This window comes from Gordonia alkanivorans, assembly GCF_004011905.1.
GTDB lineage: Bacteria > Actinomycetota > Actinomycetes > Mycobacteriales > Mycobacteriaceae > Gordonia > Gordonia alkanivorans.
Genome location: NZ_CP027114.1, coordinates 3,461,018 through 3,477,500, shown reverse-complemented (window position 1 = coordinate 3,477,500; position 16,483 = coordinate 3,461,018). Strand labels below are relative to the sequence as shown.

Annotated in this window: 12 protein-coding genes and 1 pseudogene; 6 read left to right on the top strand and 7 right to left on the bottom strand. The window is 66.8% G+C overall.

Going from position 1 to position 16,483, the window contains the following annotated elements:
* Positions 1-228: 228 nt before the first annotated feature.
* Complete coding sequence (locus C5O27_RS15780) at positions 229-1,023, bottom strand: hydroxymethylpyrimidine/phosphomethylpyrimidine kinase (RefSeq protein WP_042376974.1); 795 nt, start codon at positions 1,021-1,023, stop codon at positions 229-231.
* Positions 1,024-1,731: 708 nt separating this feature from the next.
* Between C5O27_RS15780 and C5O27_RS15775 the strand changes: the two genes are divergently transcribed.
* From C5O27_RS15775 to C5O27_RS15760, 4 genes are all read left to right on the top strand, one after another.
* Positions 1,732-2,640, top strand: coding sequence for a lipase family protein (locus C5O27_RS15775; protein WP_244216525.1), 909 nt, complete (start codon positions 1,732-1,734; stop codon positions 2,638-2,640).
* Between the two features lie 14 nt (positions 2,641-2,654).
* Complete coding sequence (locus C5O27_RS15770) at positions 2,655-3,092, top strand: nuclear transport factor 2 family protein (RefSeq protein ID WP_006357261.1); 438 nt, start codon at positions 2,655-2,657, stop codon at positions 3,090-3,092.
* A 131-nt stretch (positions 3,093-3,223) separates the two neighbouring features.
* Positions 3,224-4,546 carry an NAD(P)H-binding protein gene (locus C5O27_RS15765; protein WP_075863083.1) on the top strand — a complete coding sequence of 441 codons (1,323 nt, stop codon included), beginning with the start codon at positions 3,224-3,226 and terminating at the stop codon, positions 4,544-4,546.
* Positions 4,547-4,677: 131 nt separating this feature from the next.
* Positions 4,678-5,694, top strand: coding sequence for a YihY/virulence factor BrkB family protein (locus C5O27_RS15760; protein WP_127963112.1), 1,017 nt, complete (start codon positions 4,678-4,680; stop codon positions 5,692-5,694).
* A gap of 4 nt (positions 5,695-5,698) precedes the next feature.
* Here C5O27_RS15760 and C5O27_RS15755 read toward each other — a convergent pair whose 3' ends face one another.
* On the bottom strand, positions 5,699-7,213 hold the full coding sequence (locus C5O27_RS15755) for an acetyl-CoA hydrolase/transferase family protein (RefSeq protein WP_075863084.1): 1,515 nt from the start codon (positions 7,211-7,213) through the stop codon (positions 5,699-5,701).
* Between the two features lie 267 nt (positions 7,214-7,480).
* On the bottom strand, positions 7,481-7,945 hold the full coding sequence (locus tag C5O27_RS15750; protein WP_127963111.1) for a DoxX family protein: 465 nt from the start codon (positions 7,943-7,945) through the stop codon (positions 7,481-7,483).
* A gap of 115 nt (positions 7,946-8,060) precedes the next feature.
* Between C5O27_RS15750 and C5O27_RS15745 the strand changes: the two genes are divergently transcribed.
* Complete coding sequence (locus tag C5O27_RS15745; RefSeq protein ID WP_006359122.1) at positions 8,061-8,531, top strand: MarR family winged helix-turn-helix transcriptional regulator; 471 nt, start codon at positions 8,061-8,063, stop codon at positions 8,529-8,531.
* 3 nt (positions 8,532-8,534) lie between these two features.
* On the opposite strand, the pseudogene C5O27_RS15740 reads toward C5O27_RS15745, so the two are convergent.
* Positions 8,535-9,385 (bottom strand): annotated as a pseudogene (locus tag C5O27_RS15740) (helix-turn-helix transcriptional regulator).
* A 102-nt stretch (positions 9,386-9,487) separates the two neighbouring features.
* On the opposite strand from C5O27_RS15740, the gene C5O27_RS15735 reads away from it, so the two are divergent.
* On the top strand, positions 9,488-10,246 hold the full coding sequence (locus C5O27_RS15735; protein ID WP_006359120.1) for an SDR family oxidoreductase: 759 nt from the start codon (positions 9,488-9,490) through the stop codon (positions 10,244-10,246).
* Between the two features lie 50 nt (positions 10,247-10,296).
* Here C5O27_RS15735 and C5O27_RS15730 read toward each other — a convergent pair whose 3' ends face one another.
* From C5O27_RS15730 to C5O27_RS15720, 3 genes are all read right to left on the bottom strand, one after another.
* Entirely contained in the window at positions 10,297-13,758 is a 3,462-nt protein-coding gene (locus tag C5O27_RS15730; RefSeq protein WP_127963110.1) for a serine/threonine-protein kinase, read from the bottom strand.
* A 164-nt stretch (positions 13,759-13,922) separates the two neighbouring features.
* The gene (locus C5O27_RS15725) at positions 13,923-14,936 is read right to left on the bottom strand and encodes a nitronate monooxygenase (protein ID WP_006359118.1); all 1,014 of its coding nucleotides are present in this window, start codon (positions 14,934-14,936) and stop codon (positions 13,923-13,925) included.
* Between the two features lie 18 nt (positions 14,937-14,954).
* Positions 14,955-16,424: a sugar porter family MFS transporter gene (locus C5O27_RS15720; RefSeq protein WP_035752574.1), complete on the bottom strand. Its 1,470-nt coding sequence runs from the start codon at positions 16,422-16,424 to the stop codon at positions 14,955-14,957.
* Positions 16,425-16,483 lie beyond the last annotated feature (59 nt).

Sequence of the window (16,483 nt, the reverse complement as noted above, 5' to 3'; positions counted from 1 at the left end):
GGCGCACCTTTACACAGCGACAAGTTCGCGAACACTTCTCAATCAGCGGCCGAAACGACCCGTCACGGTCCGGGGTGGCCTTCCACGCCGAGCCACCGAGGGCACACAGGTGATTGTCGAGCCACGCCCCGAACCGCGGACGAGCGTCCGAGGCGACCGCCCCGGACGTACTCCAACGTAAAGGTGATTGTGCCGATAAAGGGTGGGTTTACCGCACAGCGCGGAGTGCTACTGCTGTCCGTGCCAGACGGCGTCGAACGGGGCGGTCGAGCTGATGCGACCGACGATCCCGCGGTGGGTGAATTCTTTGGCCGCGCGCACCGCGTCGAGGACGTCGGCGCCCTTGGTCAGTCCGGCGGTGGTCGCGGCGGCGAACACGCAACCCGCACCGGACACGCGCTCGTCGCCCACCTTGGGTGCGCGGAGGATGGTGATGTCGGTGCCGTCGAAGACCACGTCCACCGCTTCGTCACCGGCGAGTCCGACCCCGCCCTTGACGACGACACACTTCGGCCCGAGATCGGCGATCCGGCGAGCCGCTTCGGCGAGGTCGTCGACACTGGCCAGTTCGTCCATGCCGGCGAGGGTCGCGGCCTCGAACAGGTTGGGCGTGACCACGGTGGCCAGCGGGAGGATCTCCGAGCGCAGGGCATTGTCGGTGTCGAGAGCCGCACCGGGCTCCTGACCCTTGCAGATCAGGACGGGGTCGACGACCACGTGCCGCCAGGTCCGGGATGCCAGTGCCTCGGCAACCGTCGAGATGGTCGCGGGCGTGCCGAGCATGCCGATCTTGACGACCTCGGGCTCGTGCGCGACCGTGGCCGCCTCGATCTGGTCGGCGATGACGCCGGCGTCCACCGGCACGAAACGATGGCCCCAGCCGGCCTTCGGATCGAAGGACACGATGCAGGTGACGGTTCCGACGCCGTAGGTGCCGAGCTGGGCGAAAGTGCGCAGGTCGGCCTGGATTCCCGCGCCTCCGGTCGCCTCGGACCCGGCGATCACGTACGACACCACTGACATTGCTCGATCCTTTCGGGGGTCGCAGATGAACCGGGTCCTTTTGTACACCCCCAGCCCTACTCCATTTGCACCGGAGTCGGCCGTCGCAGCCTCCCGACCGTGACGTTTCCCCGAGCAAACAGCCTGGTGTCCGACACCGCATGGCAGCGTCGACGAGCACGGACACGATGCGCGCCATCGTCTGTCGCGGGCTGTGCAGGATCGTGTCGAAGGAGAAACGGACACCCCGCATCGAGCCCCACGCCGCCGGGTCGGAGACGCGCGCCGCCCTTGGGAGATTTTCTCCAGACGGTTGACACGGGACGTGATCTATCCAACTAATTAGAACATGTTCATCGGGGGTCAGGGTCGACGTCCTCTCGTGCGCGAACAGTCTCGCGCACGCTTTCCGAGAGGTGGTCGTCTTCGTCGACGTGCCCTCCTCGCCACCTGCGCGGTGGCCGCCACCGCCACACTCGCCGGAATCGGTCCCGCGTCGGCGGACCCGTATGCCGGGTTCTACAACCCGCCGTCGGGCTTCGACGCCCGTCCCGGATCGCTGATCCGATCGGCGCCGTCGTACGCGGCTGTCATCCCGTTCACCGGCGCGAACATCGACGCCCGCACCACCACGGTCATGTATGCGAGCACCGGCGCTCGGAACCGTCCGACGGCCGTGACCGGCAGCGTCCTGGTCCCCCGTGGGCCGGGCGCGGTGAGCGTCCGGTCGTGGTGGTCGGTTCAGGGACCATCGGTGCCGGCGACCAGTGCGCACCGTCACGTCTGCTGCGGTACGGACAGGCCTACGAGGAAATGGCGATCGGAGCGTTGCTCGCCAATGGCTACGCGGTGGCGCTGACCGACTACGAAGGACTCGGCACGCCCGGCGATCACCCCTACCTGAACCGTAGGTCGCTCGGGACATCGATGCTGGACATGGCCCGTGTGGCGCGGAATCCGAAGTTCGGTGTGAGCTCCAAAGCCCCGGTCGCGCTGTGGGGCTACTCCGAAGGCGGGTTCGCAGCCGGCTCCGCCGCCGAACTGGCCGGCACATACGCGCCGGAACTCCCGATCTTCGCCGCTTTCGCGGGTGCCCCCGCACCAGATCTCGCGGACCTTGCGCGACTCGGGGACGGAAGCCTGCTCGGAGGTGGCGTCGGGTGGGTCGTCAACGGTTTCATCGCCGCGTACCCCGAGCATCGCGCGAAGTTCCTCGCCGCGTTCAACCCGCTCGGTCGGAGTGTGCTGCGAGATGTCAACTCGTACTGCGTGTTCGACGTGATGAGGATGCTTCCGTTCGTGCCGACGACCTTCTACACCAAGGACGGCCGGCCGATCGCGGCGCATCTGCGCAAGGAGCCGTGGCTGACGGCGGTGAACGATCAACGACTCGGCGGGGTCGCCCCGCGGATGCCGGTCCTGGTCAGCCAGAACCGCGGCGACGACGTGGTCGATCCCCGCGGCACTGATCGCATGGTGCGGTCCTGGCGTGCCAAGGGGGCCGACGTCACCGTCGAGACGATGCATCTGCCGGTGTTGTTGCCGGGTACGTTCCTCGGCCACGGCGTGGGCTTGGTGTCCGAACTCGAGGCGCTGAGGTGGCTGAACGCCAAAGCTGCCGCCCTGCCGAAGAACTAACTGATCGGAGAGACGTGAACACCCAGGAGATCGCCGACCGGTTCGAGATCGCCGACGTCCTCTACCGATACGCCCGCGCGGTCGACACCAAGGACTGGGATCTGTGGCGCTCCGTGTTCACCGCGGACGCCACGGTCGACTACACCTCGGCTCCGGCCGGACGGGCCGGGAGTCGGGACGAGATCGCCGCATGGCTCGAGGAGAACTTCGCGTTCGTCACCGTCAGCCAACACTTCATCACGAACATCGAGTACTCCTTCGAAGGCGACCGCGCACAGATCCGGGCGATGTTCTACAACCCCATGCAGTTCGTGGGGATGACCGAGCTCAGCACCTGCGGCGGCAACTATCACCACTCGATGGTCCGCACCGAGACCGGTTGGCGGAGTGAACGTCTGCACGAAGAGAGCCTCTGGTTCGTGAACTCACCCCTCGAAGAGCGCGACGCCTGACCCGGCACCGCCACGCGTTATCAACCTGTGGCCGTAGGGAACGATCCGGCACCGACACCCGGCGACCGGGCCGCGGTCGACGTTTCCACTCCTAGCCTGAGGGGTACCGCCCGAAGGTACAGAGGAGTCATGTGAACGAAGCGCGAACCTGTCTGGTCACCGGAGCCACCGGCTATGTGGGAGGCCGTCTGGCACCCCGGTTGCTCGAACGTGGGCACCGTGTCCGCGCGCTGGCCCGGACGCCGTCGAAGCTGTCCGACGCGCCGTGGACGAACGACTCACGTGCCGAGGTCGTGAAAGGTGATCTCTCCGACCGGGACTCGCTTCTCGCTGCCTTCCGCGGCGTCGACGTCGTTTATCACCTCGTGCACTCGATGAGCAACGACGCGGATTTTGCGGCCGAGGAACGACGCTCCGCAGAGAACGTCGTGGCAGCAGCACAGGCGTGCGGCGTGTCCCGGATCGTCTACCTCGGCGGGTTGCACCCCGAGGGCACCGATCTCTCCGAACATCTGGCATCGCGAGCCGAGGTCGGCGACATCCTCATCGACTCGTCGATCGAGACCGTCGCACTGCAGGCCGGGACGCTCATCGGGTCCGGGTCGGCATCGTTCGAACTCATCCGCCACCTCACCGAGCGGCTCCCGGCGATGACGACGCCGCGCTGGGTGAGCAACAAGATCCAGCCCATAGCCGCTTCCGACGCGCTGTACTACCTGGTCGAGGCGGCGACCGCGGAGGTCCCGGAGTCACGGACGTGGGACATCGGCGGTCCGGACGTCCTCGAGTACGGCGACATGATGCAGGTCTACGCGCAGGTCGCCGGTCTTCGTCCGCGCAAAATGGTCGTCCTCCCGTTCCTCACGCCGTCGGTGGCGAGCCGCTGGGTCCGCCTGGTGACCCCGATCCGAGGGAAGATCGCGCGACCGCTGATCGAGTCGCTCGAGTGCGACGCCGTCTGCCGGAACCGCGACATCGACTCGATCATCCCCCGCCCGCCGGGTGGCCTGACCCCGTACCGCCGAGCGGTCGCCGAGACGCTGAGCCGCGCCGAACGCGGCTCAGAGGCCGCGACGTGGGCGAACGCGAACGCTGACACCCCCGCAGCCGAACCCATCCCGACCGACCCGGACTGGGCCGGCGAGGAGGTGTTCGAGTCGACGTCCGCAACCGTCCAGAACGGCACACCCGACGACATCTGGGACTCGCTCGAACGGAGGGGACGCGTAATCGCGGAGAAGCAACCGGAGTTCCTCCGCGTCCAGGTCAGCGAGAACTCGCGCGGCAACGGGTTCGTCGAGTACGCACTTCGTGACCTCGGCCAGAAGCCTGCACGCACCGAGGTCACCACCACGTGCCGCTTCTTTCCGCACGGGGTCGTCGGACTTGCCTACTGGCGGCTCGGGTGGCCGCTGCGCAAGCTCGGTGTACCAGCCGTGGATCCGTTTCACTGAGGCACAGATCGAATTCAGTGCGGTACGGACCGGGCTACGGCTGATCGGCTGTCGGCCGGGATACAGTCAGCACACCCGCCGCCCGGGCGGTGCCGGTAGGACCGGCTGAACGACGAGCAGAAGGTGAGCGGGTGTCGCTGTCGGAACGGATCGACGACTTCCAGCGACGACACCCGGCGACCGGGTTCCCGCTCGCGGTGATCTACAAGTTCGTCGACGACCAGGGCGCCTATCTGGCCGCCCTGTGCACTTACTACGCGTTCATCTCGCTGTTCCCGCTGCTGCTGCTGTTCTCGACGATCCTGGGCATCGTGCTCGCCGACAATCCGGCTTTGCAGGAGCGCATCCTCGACTCGGCGATGAGTCAGATCCCGGTGATCGGCAGCCAACTCGGCGAGCCCGAGAAACTCAGCGGCGGGATCCCGGCGCTCATCATCAGTGTCCTGGTCTCGCTGTACGGCGGTCTGGGAGTCGCCGTCGCGGCCCAGAATGCGATGAACACCATCTGGGCCGTCCCCCGCAACGAACGACCGGATCCGATCTTCGTGCGCCTGCGCGGCCTGGTCCTGCTGTCGACGGTCGGCCTCGCCGTCATCGGACTGACCGTGGTCAACGGCATCGCCGCCGGCATCGAGCTCGGCGTTGTCGGACGGTGGTTCGCGATCCTCGGCTCGGTGGTGCTGAGCACGTGTGTGTTCATCGTGGCGTTCCGGTTCGGCACTGCTCGCGCCCTGTCCGTGCGCGACGTGCTCCCCGGCGCGCTCGCGGCCGCAGCATGCTGGCAGGCGATTCAGACCTTCGGCGCGGTGTACGTCGGGCGCGTCATCGCCAATGCGAGTTCGACGAACGGTGTCTTCGCGATCGTTCTCGGCCTGCTCGCGTTCCTCTACGTGACCACGATCGTGCTGGTGTTCTGCCTCGAGGCGAACGCCGTCCGCGTGGACCACCTGTACCCGCGGTCGCTGCTGACGCCGTTCACCGACAACGTCATCCTCACCGAGGGCGACGAAGCCGCGTATGCGGCGCAGGTTCGGGCGCAGCGGAACAAGGGGTTCCAGGAGATCGACGTGACCTTCGACAACCCTCGTGAGGGCCGGACGAACGGCGAGAGCTCCCCGGACGGTCAGCGCGGCGACGAACCGAGCTGACCACTCAGCGCATCGAGCCGGTGTCCAGGAACCGCTGGTGGAAGCTGAACGCCTCGTCGAGGATGTGCGGGGTCTGGCCGGCCGCGGGCATCGCCTCGGCGCGGGCGAAGTAGTCGTTCAGCATCGGCCGGAACTCCGGGTGCGCACACTTCTCGATGACCAGCCGGGCACGGCGTCGGGGTGACAGCCCACGCAGGTCCGCCAGTCCCTGTTCGGTGACCAGCACCTGGCAGTCGTGTTCGGTGTGGTCGACGTGCGGCGTCATCGGGACGATCGACGAGATCGCACCGTCCTTCGCCGTGGACGGGCTCATGAACAGCGACACGTAGCCGTTGCGCGCGAAATCGCCCGAACCGCCGATGCCGTTCATGATCTTGGTGCCCATCACGTGCGTCGAGTTCACGTTGCCGTAGATGTCGGCCTCGAGCATGCCGTTCATCGCGATCACGCCGAGACGACGAACGACCTCGGGATGGTTGCTGATCTCCTGCGGACGCAGGGTGATGTGGTTCCGGTAGAAGTCGACGTTGGCCGTCAGCTCCTCGATGCCGGCCTCGCTGAGTGCCAGAGCGGTCGACGACGCGTGTGCGACGGTCCCGTCCTTGATCAGCCGCAACATGCTGTCCTGGATGACCTCCGAGTAGCAGGTCAGACCTTTGTAAGGGCCGCGGTCCAGACCGCCGAGGACGGCGTTGGCGACGTTGCCGATGCCGGCCTGCAGAGGCAGCAGTGTGTCGGCGGGCAGCCGACCGTTGCGGACCTCGTAGTCGAAGAACTCGAGGACGTGACCGGCGATCGCCTCACTGATCGCGTCGGGCGGGGTCACCGGGCTGGCGCTGTCGCGTTGGTTGGTCTCCACGACCGCGACGACCTTGGCCGGGTCGACCCGGAACGTCGGCTGCCCGATTCGATCCTGCACCCGGGTCAGCGGGATCGGCTTGCGGTGCGGCGGCAGTGCGGTGCCGTAGTAGACGTCGTGCATGCCCTCGACGGCCTCGGGAATCCACGAGTTGACCTCGAGGATCACCTTCTTCGCGACGTCGAGCCAGGTCTTGTTGTTGCCGATGGACGCGGCCGGAATCAGCTCCCCCGATTCGGTGATTCCGGAAACCTCGACGACGGCGACGTCGACCTGGCCGTAGTAGCCCACCCAGACCTGCTGCGCCACGTGGGACAGGTGGATGTCGACGTAGTCCATCCGGCCGTCGTTGATCCGCTTGCGGGCGGTGCTCTCCGACTGGTACGGCATGCGCAGCGCGATGCCGTCGACCTCGGTGAGGAGACGTTCGGTTTCGGTCGAGACCGAGGCGCCCGTCAACAGGTTGATCGTGAAGTTCGAGCCGTTCGCCCGGGTGTTCTTGATCTTGTCGGCGAGGGCCGGGATGACGACCTTCGGGGTTCCGGCACTGGCAAAACCGCTGATCGCCACGGTGTCGTCCGGCTGTATGTACTTCACGGCGTCGTCGGCGGACATCACCTTCGACGCGAACGCGGTGTTGCGAATACGTCCCGATGGCACGGAACTACCTACTGAGGGGGTCACGTTCCCCAGGATAAGCACAGATGCACATGGGCAAAATCACGGATTACCGAGACATGTCGATTCAGACATGGTATAAGCCGCCGTGTGAGAAGGTCGCTTGACCAATACTGCAGAGTCTCAGTGCACTGCGCTCAGTTGAACAGGACTCCTTCATCGGTGGAGAGGCGTTTGCGCGAAGCCGCCCCGAGAACGGTACGGACCCGCAGCCGTGGGCTGCGGGTCCGAAATCGGGTGTGCGTGGGGTCAGTTGGCGGAGCCGACCGTCGCCGCCGGTCGACCGCTGTCGACGGCGAGCCAGGGCAGCTTGGTACCCAGAGCCGCGTCGACGCTGAACCGGCCTGCGCCTACGACCGCGAGGAGGAGCGCGCCGGCGCCGAGGGTCAGGACGAACTCGTAGCCGCCGTCCGATGCCCAGAGCCCGTTGTCGATGTGGGTGATGAACACCGCGCCCAGCATGTCGAGCACGAACAGCAGCGCGACGATCGGGGTGAATACGCCGACGATCAGTGCGATGCCGCCCAGGATCTCGAGCCACGTGACCAGGAACGCCGAGACCGCAGGCAGCGGAACGTCCATCATCTCGAACCCGGCCTTGGGTCCGGCCCAGCCGTTCTGCTGGAACTTCTGCAGGCCGTGGGCCAGGAACACGACGCCGATCGCGATGCGTGCGAGGAGGATTCCCACGCTACGGACGATGGGATTGGACATGGAAACCGCCTTGGATTCGAGAGGGATGACTTGACGTGTCAATTGACGAACCTAAGTGGATTGAGTTGAAGAGTCAAGTGAAGCTTCAAGTGAATCGATCCGATAGACTGCCCGGGTGTCCGGAGAGCAAGAGCCCGAGTGGCTCGACGACGAGGAGATGGACGCCTGGATCCAGGTGGCCACGGCGCTGGCCCGGCTCCCCCATGCCCTCGACGCACAGCTGCTCCGCGACGCTCAGCTCACCCACTTCGAATACGAGGTCCTCGCTGCGCTTTCCGAGGCGCCCGATCACACATTACGGATGAGCGAGCTCGCCGAGATGTCCTACGGCTCCCTCTCACGGCTCTCCCATGTGGTGAGCCGGCTGGAGAAGCGCGAATGGGTCCGCCGCTACCAGTGTCCGGAGGACGGACGCTTCACCAACGCCGTGCTGACAGCGGCGGGATGGGAGAAAGTGGTGGCCACGGCACCCGGTTATGTCGCCAATGTGCGGCGGCTGGTCGTCGACCGTCTGACCCGCACCCAACTACGGCAGGTGTCGGCGATCGGACGGCGGATCAACGACACCGAGTCCGGTTCGCGCTGAGGGTCATTCGCGACTCGGATTCAACTGCTGCGTCCCCAGGACGTTGAGCAGTTCGATCTTCTCCGCGGCATCGGTTCGCGGAGCGGCGGTGAGGACGAGAAGTACCTGGGCCTCGTCCTCGGTGAACAGAGCCTGGCAGTCGACCTCGATGGGTCCCAGCTCGGGATGGATGAGGGTCTTGTGGTCCTCGAATCGCCGACTGACCAGGTGTGTCTCCCACAGCGCGGCGAATTCCTCACTCCGGCGGCACAGTTCGCGCACCATCTCCCCCGCGCGCGATCGCGCTCCCATCACGCCGTAGGCCGCTCGCAATGACGCGACCTGCGCGCGGCTCTGGCGGTCGTGATCGTCCTCCGGGTAGCGGCGCCGCTCGACATCGGGTTGGGTAACCACCGGTAGATGGCGCTGCGCTCGAAACCGGTCAGGTGGCTGACATCGCCGAACAGGGCTCGGGCCGAATCGTTCTGAACCAGCGTCTCGCCCAGCGCGGAGAGGATCAGCGCCGGGGTGCCGGTGAGGCGGTCGAGAACTCGGAGCAGACCGGGGGCGATGTAGTCGGAACCGACGACGCGATCGGGAGCACTGTGCCCGGCGACGCGATACATGTAGTCGCGTTCGTCCGGCGTCAACCGCAGGGCACGAGCCAGCGCCGCGAGCATCTGGGTACTCGGTTGTGGCCCACGACGCTGTTCCAAACGGGTGTAATAGTCGGTCGACATCGTCGCGAGCTGCGCGATCTCTTCGCGCCGCAGGCCCGCGGTCCGACGCCGCGCACCGGTCACCAGCCCCACATCCGAGGGCTGGAGGTTGTTCCGCCGACTGACGAGGAAGCCGGCGAGCGCGTCACGATCCATCTGTGCAGTATTGCGCGCACGCCGACGCCTCAGCCAGGGATCGCCGATCCCCCGATGAGCGCACTCTGGATGTCCGGCCGGCTTCGACGAACACTCGAATGCATGAACATCACCGGAAACACCATCTTCATCCCCGGCGCCACCAGCGGCATCGGACTCGCTCTGGCACTCCGCCTCCAACAGAAGGGCAACACCGTCATCGTCGGCGGTCGGCGCACCGAACTCCTCGAACAGATCCGTACCGAACATCCCGACATCCACACCGTGGCCATCGACACCGCCGACCCCGGCAGCATCGACGCCGCGGCCGCTTCGGTCATCGCCGAACATCCTGACCTCAACGTCCTGGTCACGATGGCCGGCATCATGCGGGTCGAGGACTGGACCTCCCCCGCCGGATTCCTCGCGACCGCGGAGGCCACCGTGACGACGAACCTACTCGGGCCGATCCGGCTGATCGGCGCCTTCATCGAGCATCTGCAGACACGTCCGCACGCCACGATCATGACGGTATCGTCGGGTCTGGCGTTCACCCCGCTGCGCGTCACGCCGACGTACAACGCCACCAAGGCGGCCATCCACATGCTCAGCGAGTCTCTCCGACTGCAGTTCGACGGAACCACAGTCGAGATCGTCGAGCTCGTACCGCCCGCGGTCCGCACGGATTTGATGCCGGGACAGCGCGACAGCGAGTTCGCCATGCCCCTCGACGATTTCGTGACCGAGGTCATCGAACTCATCGACACGCAGCCGGACGCCACCGAGATTCAGGTCGACCGGGTGAAGTTCCTACGTCATGCCGAGTCCCGAGGGGACTACGCCGAGGTCGTCGCAACGCTCAATCGGCTTGACCCGCACTGAACTCGTCCCGCGCGATCCGTACTGCCACCGGCACGGGCAGTGTCGGCCGATCACTCCGCACGAGGCGCGTGCAATCTTTCCAGGAACGGAACCACCGCCGGATCGACGTCCCCGCGGCCGGTCGTGCCGAGTCTACGGACGAGCTGTCGCACAGCGGGTCCCGCGTCGAGCACGGGTTGCACGAGACCCAGACGCGCACAACGATCGAGGATCGGAAGCAGGAGTTCTTCCGCCTCAGAAGCAGATCCACTCGCGGCGACGCATTCGGTCAGCAACAGTCGGGCCTTGAGTGCCGCTCTGGGTCGGGCCTTCGTGTCGATCGACGCGGTGAGGGCGTGTGCGCGGCGGCACGCGGCGCGGTGGGCGTCGTCGGCGCCGACGGCCAGCAGTGCCCGGATGGCAGCCTCCTCGGTCTTCTCGGCGGTGACCTGGACGATCCCGTCGGGAAAGTCGTGTGGCATCTCGGCCGGAAACGAGTCCGCGGACAGCGCCGACGCGCCGATTCCGGAACGGAGGCGCTCGGCGGTGATGTGCGCCGCCATCCGCGGCAGGTGCAGCGCCTGTGCGAGCCGATCCCCGGTGTCCAGGCGTTCGGCAGCCTGATCATCCTGTCCGAGAGCGTGTTTCGCGCGTGCGCCGACGACATGGGTGGCAAGCATGATCTCCACGATGCCACCCTCGGCGCCCAGGTTGTAGGTGTCGTCGAGGAGCTGCACTGCCTCCTCGACCTGACCGCGCTCGTAGAGCAACTCCCCGAGTAGTGCGCCGCTGAGGCGAGACCCGTAGGACCGGTCCTCGTCGGAGGCGCGGGCAAGGCTCATCGCGTGCCGGAACGCCGCCTCGGCAGAGTCGAAATCGAGCTGTTCCCGCGTCGCCACGCCGTCGAGGATGTATCCGTAGATGACGCTGAACGGCCCTTTCGTCCGCCGATGGTGCGGACGCGCCCAACGCTGCCAGTCTCGTGCCTCGTCGTAGGCGAACCGCTGGACCTCGCGGAACGATCCAATGGCGGCGACACCGGACAGAACCCACGGGCGGAGGTTGTCGGCGCGCACCACGCACGCCTCGACGGCTTCGTCGATGCCGTCGAGTTGGTCGTCGAGAACGGTCATCGCGGCACGGATGAGTGCCGTCTCCGCGCGTATGTCGGCGACGTCTTCGTCTGTGTCGGGCCCGGGCGGTAGGGCTGCGTCGATGTAGGCCAGTGCTGCGTTGGCCGGCGCCCGGTGGTGCAGGAGCGCGTGAGCCCAGGCGATCATCAGTTGCAGGTCGGGCCGCTGCCTACGGGCCGTGAGCGGGAGCTTCGCGGCGAGGCCGAGCACGGTGATCATCTTGGACTGCTCGAGCATGTCGTAGCCCTCGCGTTCGACCAGTTCGATCGCCTCGGATTCGTCGCCGGCAGCGAGATGGTGGTCGACGGCTGCACTGAACATGCGCCGTTCGGCGAACCACCTGGCAGCCCGCCGATGGAGCTCGTCGCAGCGGTCCGGCTCCTGCTTCTCGAGCCGGCGACGCAGGAACTCGGCAAACAGGTGGTGATAGCGGAACCACTGTCCTTCGGGGTCGAGCCTGGTGAGGAACAAATCGCGTTCCTCGATGTCCTCGAGCACGCTCTGCGCGCGTCGTCGACCGGTCAACGCGGTCGCGAGAGATGCGCAGATGCGCTCACCGACCGACGTCGCCAGCAGGAAGTCGAGCAGATCCGGGTCGAGACTGTCGAGGACGTTCTCGGCGAGGTAGTCCCCCAGCTCGCGGTGATTCGCCGAGAACTGACGAATGGCGGCGCGGGGATCATCGTGCTCGCGAAGCGCCAGCGACGCCAGTTGCAGGGCCGCCACCCACCCGTCGGTGGTCTCCTCCAGCTCGGCGACATCGGTGTCGTCGATCGACAACCCGGTGCCCCCGATGAGTAGTTCCCGCGACTCGTCGATGTCGAAACGCAATGCCGTAGAGTCTATTTCGATCAGTTCGTGCTTCACCCGGAGGCGACTGAGCGGCAGATGCAGACGAGTCCGGCTGGTGACGACGAGCTGCAGGTGATGGCAGCCGTTGTCGATCAGGAACCGCGCGATCGCCCGGCTCGCCGGGTTGGTGATCCGGTGCCAGTCGTCGAGCACGACCCGGATGTGCTCGTCGGTTGTGTGGGCTCGATTGATCAGCGTGGTCAGCACGTATCGCTCGGCGCCCTCGCCGTACTCCTCCAAGGTGCGGGTGAGCTCGGTCCCGAGGCCGGGAAGTGTCACGCTGATGGCGTCGACGAGGTGGGACAGGAACCACGCGGGGGTGTTGTCGTCCTCGTCGATCGCCAACCACGCGGTCTTGCCGCCGGAGGCCTCGGCCGCCTGGACGTACTGGATGGCCAGAACGGTCTTCCCGTACCCGGCGGGTCCGTGGATCAGGATCAGGCGGGTTCGGTTGTCGGTGGCGAGTCGCTCGAGCAGTCGGATGCGCGGAACCGTGGCGTGGGCCATGACCGGTGGCCGGTATCTGGTGGCGACGACGGGAGGGCACCCGGCATCCGATCCGTTGCCGGGCGTGCCCAGATGGAGATACCCCGAGGTGTCGATGGACGAGTCGGCGTCGGTGCGCGTAGGACCGTTGATGCCGGCGAGGAGCGGAACGGGCACGTCGGCAACGGGGAGGCCGAGTTCGAGGCCGGCCCGCCGCAGTGCCTCGCCGAACTCGAGTGCGGTTGCATAGCGGTCCGCCGGTGTGCGGGACACCGACCGCGCGATGACGGTCCACACGGGCTCCGCCACACCCTGTACGCGCAGGTCCGGGAGCGGATCGGTGGTGATCCGCAAGAGCTGGGCGACCAGGTCCTCGTTCTTGCGGCGTCCGTACGCCGGTCGACCGGCAAGCGCCGCGTACAGAGTGGCGCCGAGTCCGTACACGTCCGAGGCCACCGACGGCGAGTCGCCCCGCAGCACCTCCGCTGCGGTGTAGGCGGGGGTTCCGAGGACCAGCCCGCGGCTGGTGTCGTCCCGATCGGCGTGGCGGGCGATGCCGAAGTCCGTCAGCTGTGGTTGCCCGTACTCGGTGAGCAGGATGTTCGAGGGTTTGAGGTCCCGGTGCAGGACGTCGGCTCGGTGCGAGGTCTCCAGGGCCCCGGCCATCTTGATACCCAGGTCGATGACGTCGGCTACATCGCAGCGTCCCTGTCGCCGGAGTCGGGTGTCGAGCGATCCGCGGACGTGAAAAGGCATGACGATGAACGGGAATCCCGATCGCGTAACGCCCGCCTCGAGGATGTGGACGATGTTGGGGTGACCCGACAGGCGTCCCATCGCCTGCTGTTCGCGGAGGAACCGCACTCGATCGGTCTCGTCGCCACCGGTCCGCAGCACCTTGACCGCCACCTCACGGTCGAGCGCGGGCTGTCGGCACCGATAGACGACTCCGAAGCCGCCACGACCCGCGATCCGGGCGTCGGTGAAACCGGCCGCGCTCAGATCTTCCGCGATCTCCCGGGCAGGGGGATCGGGGGACTTCGTGACTGTCCGGCGGGCCATCGAGCGTTCTAGAGGTCAGATCGTGGCATCGTCGATCGCGGTCGGTCGGCTGGACTTTCGGAGTCCGGTTCCGGCCACTGTTGCATCGCAGGCTCGCTCATGGCGTCCCCTCGGGTCGTGCCACGAGTCTAGGCGCCACGGCGCGGCGGCGGGCGCGACATGGATCAGCCTAGACGGCGGATCGTTTCCGTCGCGGACTCGACGACGGCTTCGCGGAATCCGGTCCCGGCCCAGAGGTTGATGCCGTCGGGATCGGTGGCGGCTGCGCGTCGGATGCCGCCGGTGAGCTTGTTGACCGCCGGGTACTCGGCGACCGCGGCCTCGGAGAACTCGTCGGTGAAGCGGTTTCGCAGCGCTCGCGCGGAACGTCCGCTGAACGCTCGGGTCACCACAGTCTCGGTACGCGCCGGATCGGCCAGGGCGTCGGCGTGTGCCGGCTTGGTGCCGGCCTCCCGGGTACGCAGTAGCAGCGTGCCCACCTGGACGGCGGCCGCCCCGGATGACCGCAGCCGGTCGGCTCGATCGCGAGTCGCGACTCCCCCGGCCGCCACCAGCGGAACTGCGACGCGGGCACGAACCTCCTCGACGAGGTCGTCGAGGGGCTGGGTGGGTGGTTCGGTCCGGCGGTCGAAGACAGATCGATGGCCGCCGGCGTCGGGTCCCTGCGCGCAGAGCCAGTCGGCTCCGGCGTCGGCGGCGAGAACCGCGTCGTCTGCGGTGGTGACCGTGACCCCGACGCTGCATCCGTGTCGTCGTAGTTCGGCGACCGCGTCCGCCGGTGGGCAGCCGAAGGCGAAGGAGACGAACGGGATTCGCTCGTCGCACATCAGCGCGATCTTGGCGTCGAAGTGGTCGTCGTCATCCCCGAGCTCCTCGATGGTGGGCAACTCCACGTCGAGCGAGGCGGCGTAGTCGAGCAGACGGTCGCGGTAACGGGCCACGGCGTCCCGGTCCACCGGCTCGGTTTCGGGGACGAAGATGTTGACCCCGAAGGTGTCGACGCCGCCGGCGCGTACGGCGGCGATGTCCGCCGCGACGCGCTCGGGCGAAAGATAACCGGCGGCCAATTGGCCGAGCCCGCCGGCGGTGCTGACGGCGACCACGAGCTCAGGCGTGGTCGGCCCGCCGGCCATCGGCGCCCCGACGACCGGCACCGCGAGGTCACGAAGGTCAGCCACGGGCCGATGCTCCTGTCGTCATGCCTGATCGCGCGTTCCGCGGGCAGCGGTGACCCGGGACAGACGGGACTCGGCCACCGAATCCATGTCCTCGAGTTCCAGCCCCTTGGTCTCCTCGACCTTCTTGAAGACGTAGATGAAGGACGCGGCGGCGCAGAAGGCGAAGAACCCGTAGATGATTCCGAGTCCGACGGCCTCGGTCATCGGCGGGAACAGCATCGAGATGGTGAAGTTGGCGAGCCAGTTCACCGCGGTACAGACGCCGAGCGCGACACCACGGATGCGGTTCGGGAACATCTCCCCCAGCATCACCCACATCACCGGACCCCAGGTCGCGGCGAACGCGACGACGAACAGGTTCGCGCCGACCAGTGCGATCACACCCCACGGGTCCGGCAGCGAGATGTTCTCACCCTCACCGATCTGCTGGGTGAACGCGACGCACGCCATCAGCAGGCCGATGAACATGCCCACGGACCCGGCCAGCAGCAGCTTCCGACGACCGATTCGGTCGACGAACAGGATCGCCACGAAGGTCATGGCGACGTTGATGACCGCCGTGATCACCGACGTCTTGAACGAGTCGCTCTCGGAGAATCCCACCGACTGCCACAGCGTCGTCGAGTAGTAGAAGATCGCGTTGATGCCGACGAACTGCTGGAAGACCGCGAGCCAGATGCCGACCCACACCAGCGGATGAAGCCCGAACGACGGCCCGGTGATGTCCTTGATCGACGTCTTGGACTCGCGCTTGACGGTGAGCTTGATCTCCTTGACCCGGTCGAGCGGGTTGTTCTCTCCGGTCACCGTCTGGAGGATGCGTGCGGCTTCCTCATCGCGGTTGCGGCCCACCAGGTATCGCGGCGATTCGGGGATCAGCAACGCGAGCACGCCGTAGACGACGGCGGGCACCACGCCAACGAGGAACATCCATCGCCAGGCTTCCAGACCCCACCAGAGGTCGTTCGATGCGCTGCCGGCGGTGTCGGCCAGGATGGCGTCCGACAGCAGAGCGGCGAAGATGCCCATGGTGATGGCGAGCTGCTGCATCGAGGCGAGCGCACCGCGATAGCGGGCGGGTGCGATCTCGGAGATGTATGCCGGAGCGATCACCGACGCGATGCCGATGCCGATTCCGCCGAGGACGCGCCAGAGCAGCAGGTCCGGGATCGTCTGCGTGTAGGCGGTCCCGATCGCCGAGATGATGAACAGTGCGGAGCCGAGCAACATCACCCGCTTGCGGCCCCAGACGTCGGCCAGTCGTCCGGCGAACCATGCGCCGAGTGCACAGCCCAGCAGGGCGATCGCGACGGCAAAACCCGTCATCAGTTTGCCCAGACCGAAATTCGATTCGATCGAGTCGACGGCGCCGTTGACCACGGAACTGTCGAAACCGAAGAGGAAACCACCGACGGCCGCGGCGACGGTGACGCCGATGACCTTCGCGGTGTGTTGTTCGGCGATCTCGCGTTGTTGCGCGTCGGCCATCACATGACCCCGATCGCCGGTGTGGTGCAGCACGAATCCTGGGGCATGTCCGTGACCTC

Bases quoted from the DNA above. Each gene is read 5' to 3' on its own strand.
- C5O27_RS15735 (WP_006359120.1), top strand. From the start codon at position 9,488: ATGAACATCACCGGAAACACCATCTTCATCCCCGGCGCCACCAGCGGC.
- C5O27_RS15720 (WP_035752574.1), bottom strand. From the start codon at position 16,424: ATGGCCGACGCGCAACAACGCGAGATCGCCGAACAACACACCGCGAAG.
- C5O27_RS15730 (WP_127963110.1), bottom strand. From the start codon at position 13,758: ATGGCCCGCCGGACAGTCACGAAGTCCCCCGATCCCCCTGCCCGGGAG.
- C5O27_RS15780 (WP_042376974.1), bottom strand. From the start codon at position 1,023: ATGTCAGTGGTGTCGTACGTGATCGCCGGGTCCGAGGCGACCGGAGGC.
- C5O27_RS15750 (WP_127963111.1), bottom strand. From the start codon at position 7,945: ATGTCCAATCCCATCGTCCGTAGCGTGGGAATCCTCCTCGCACGCATC.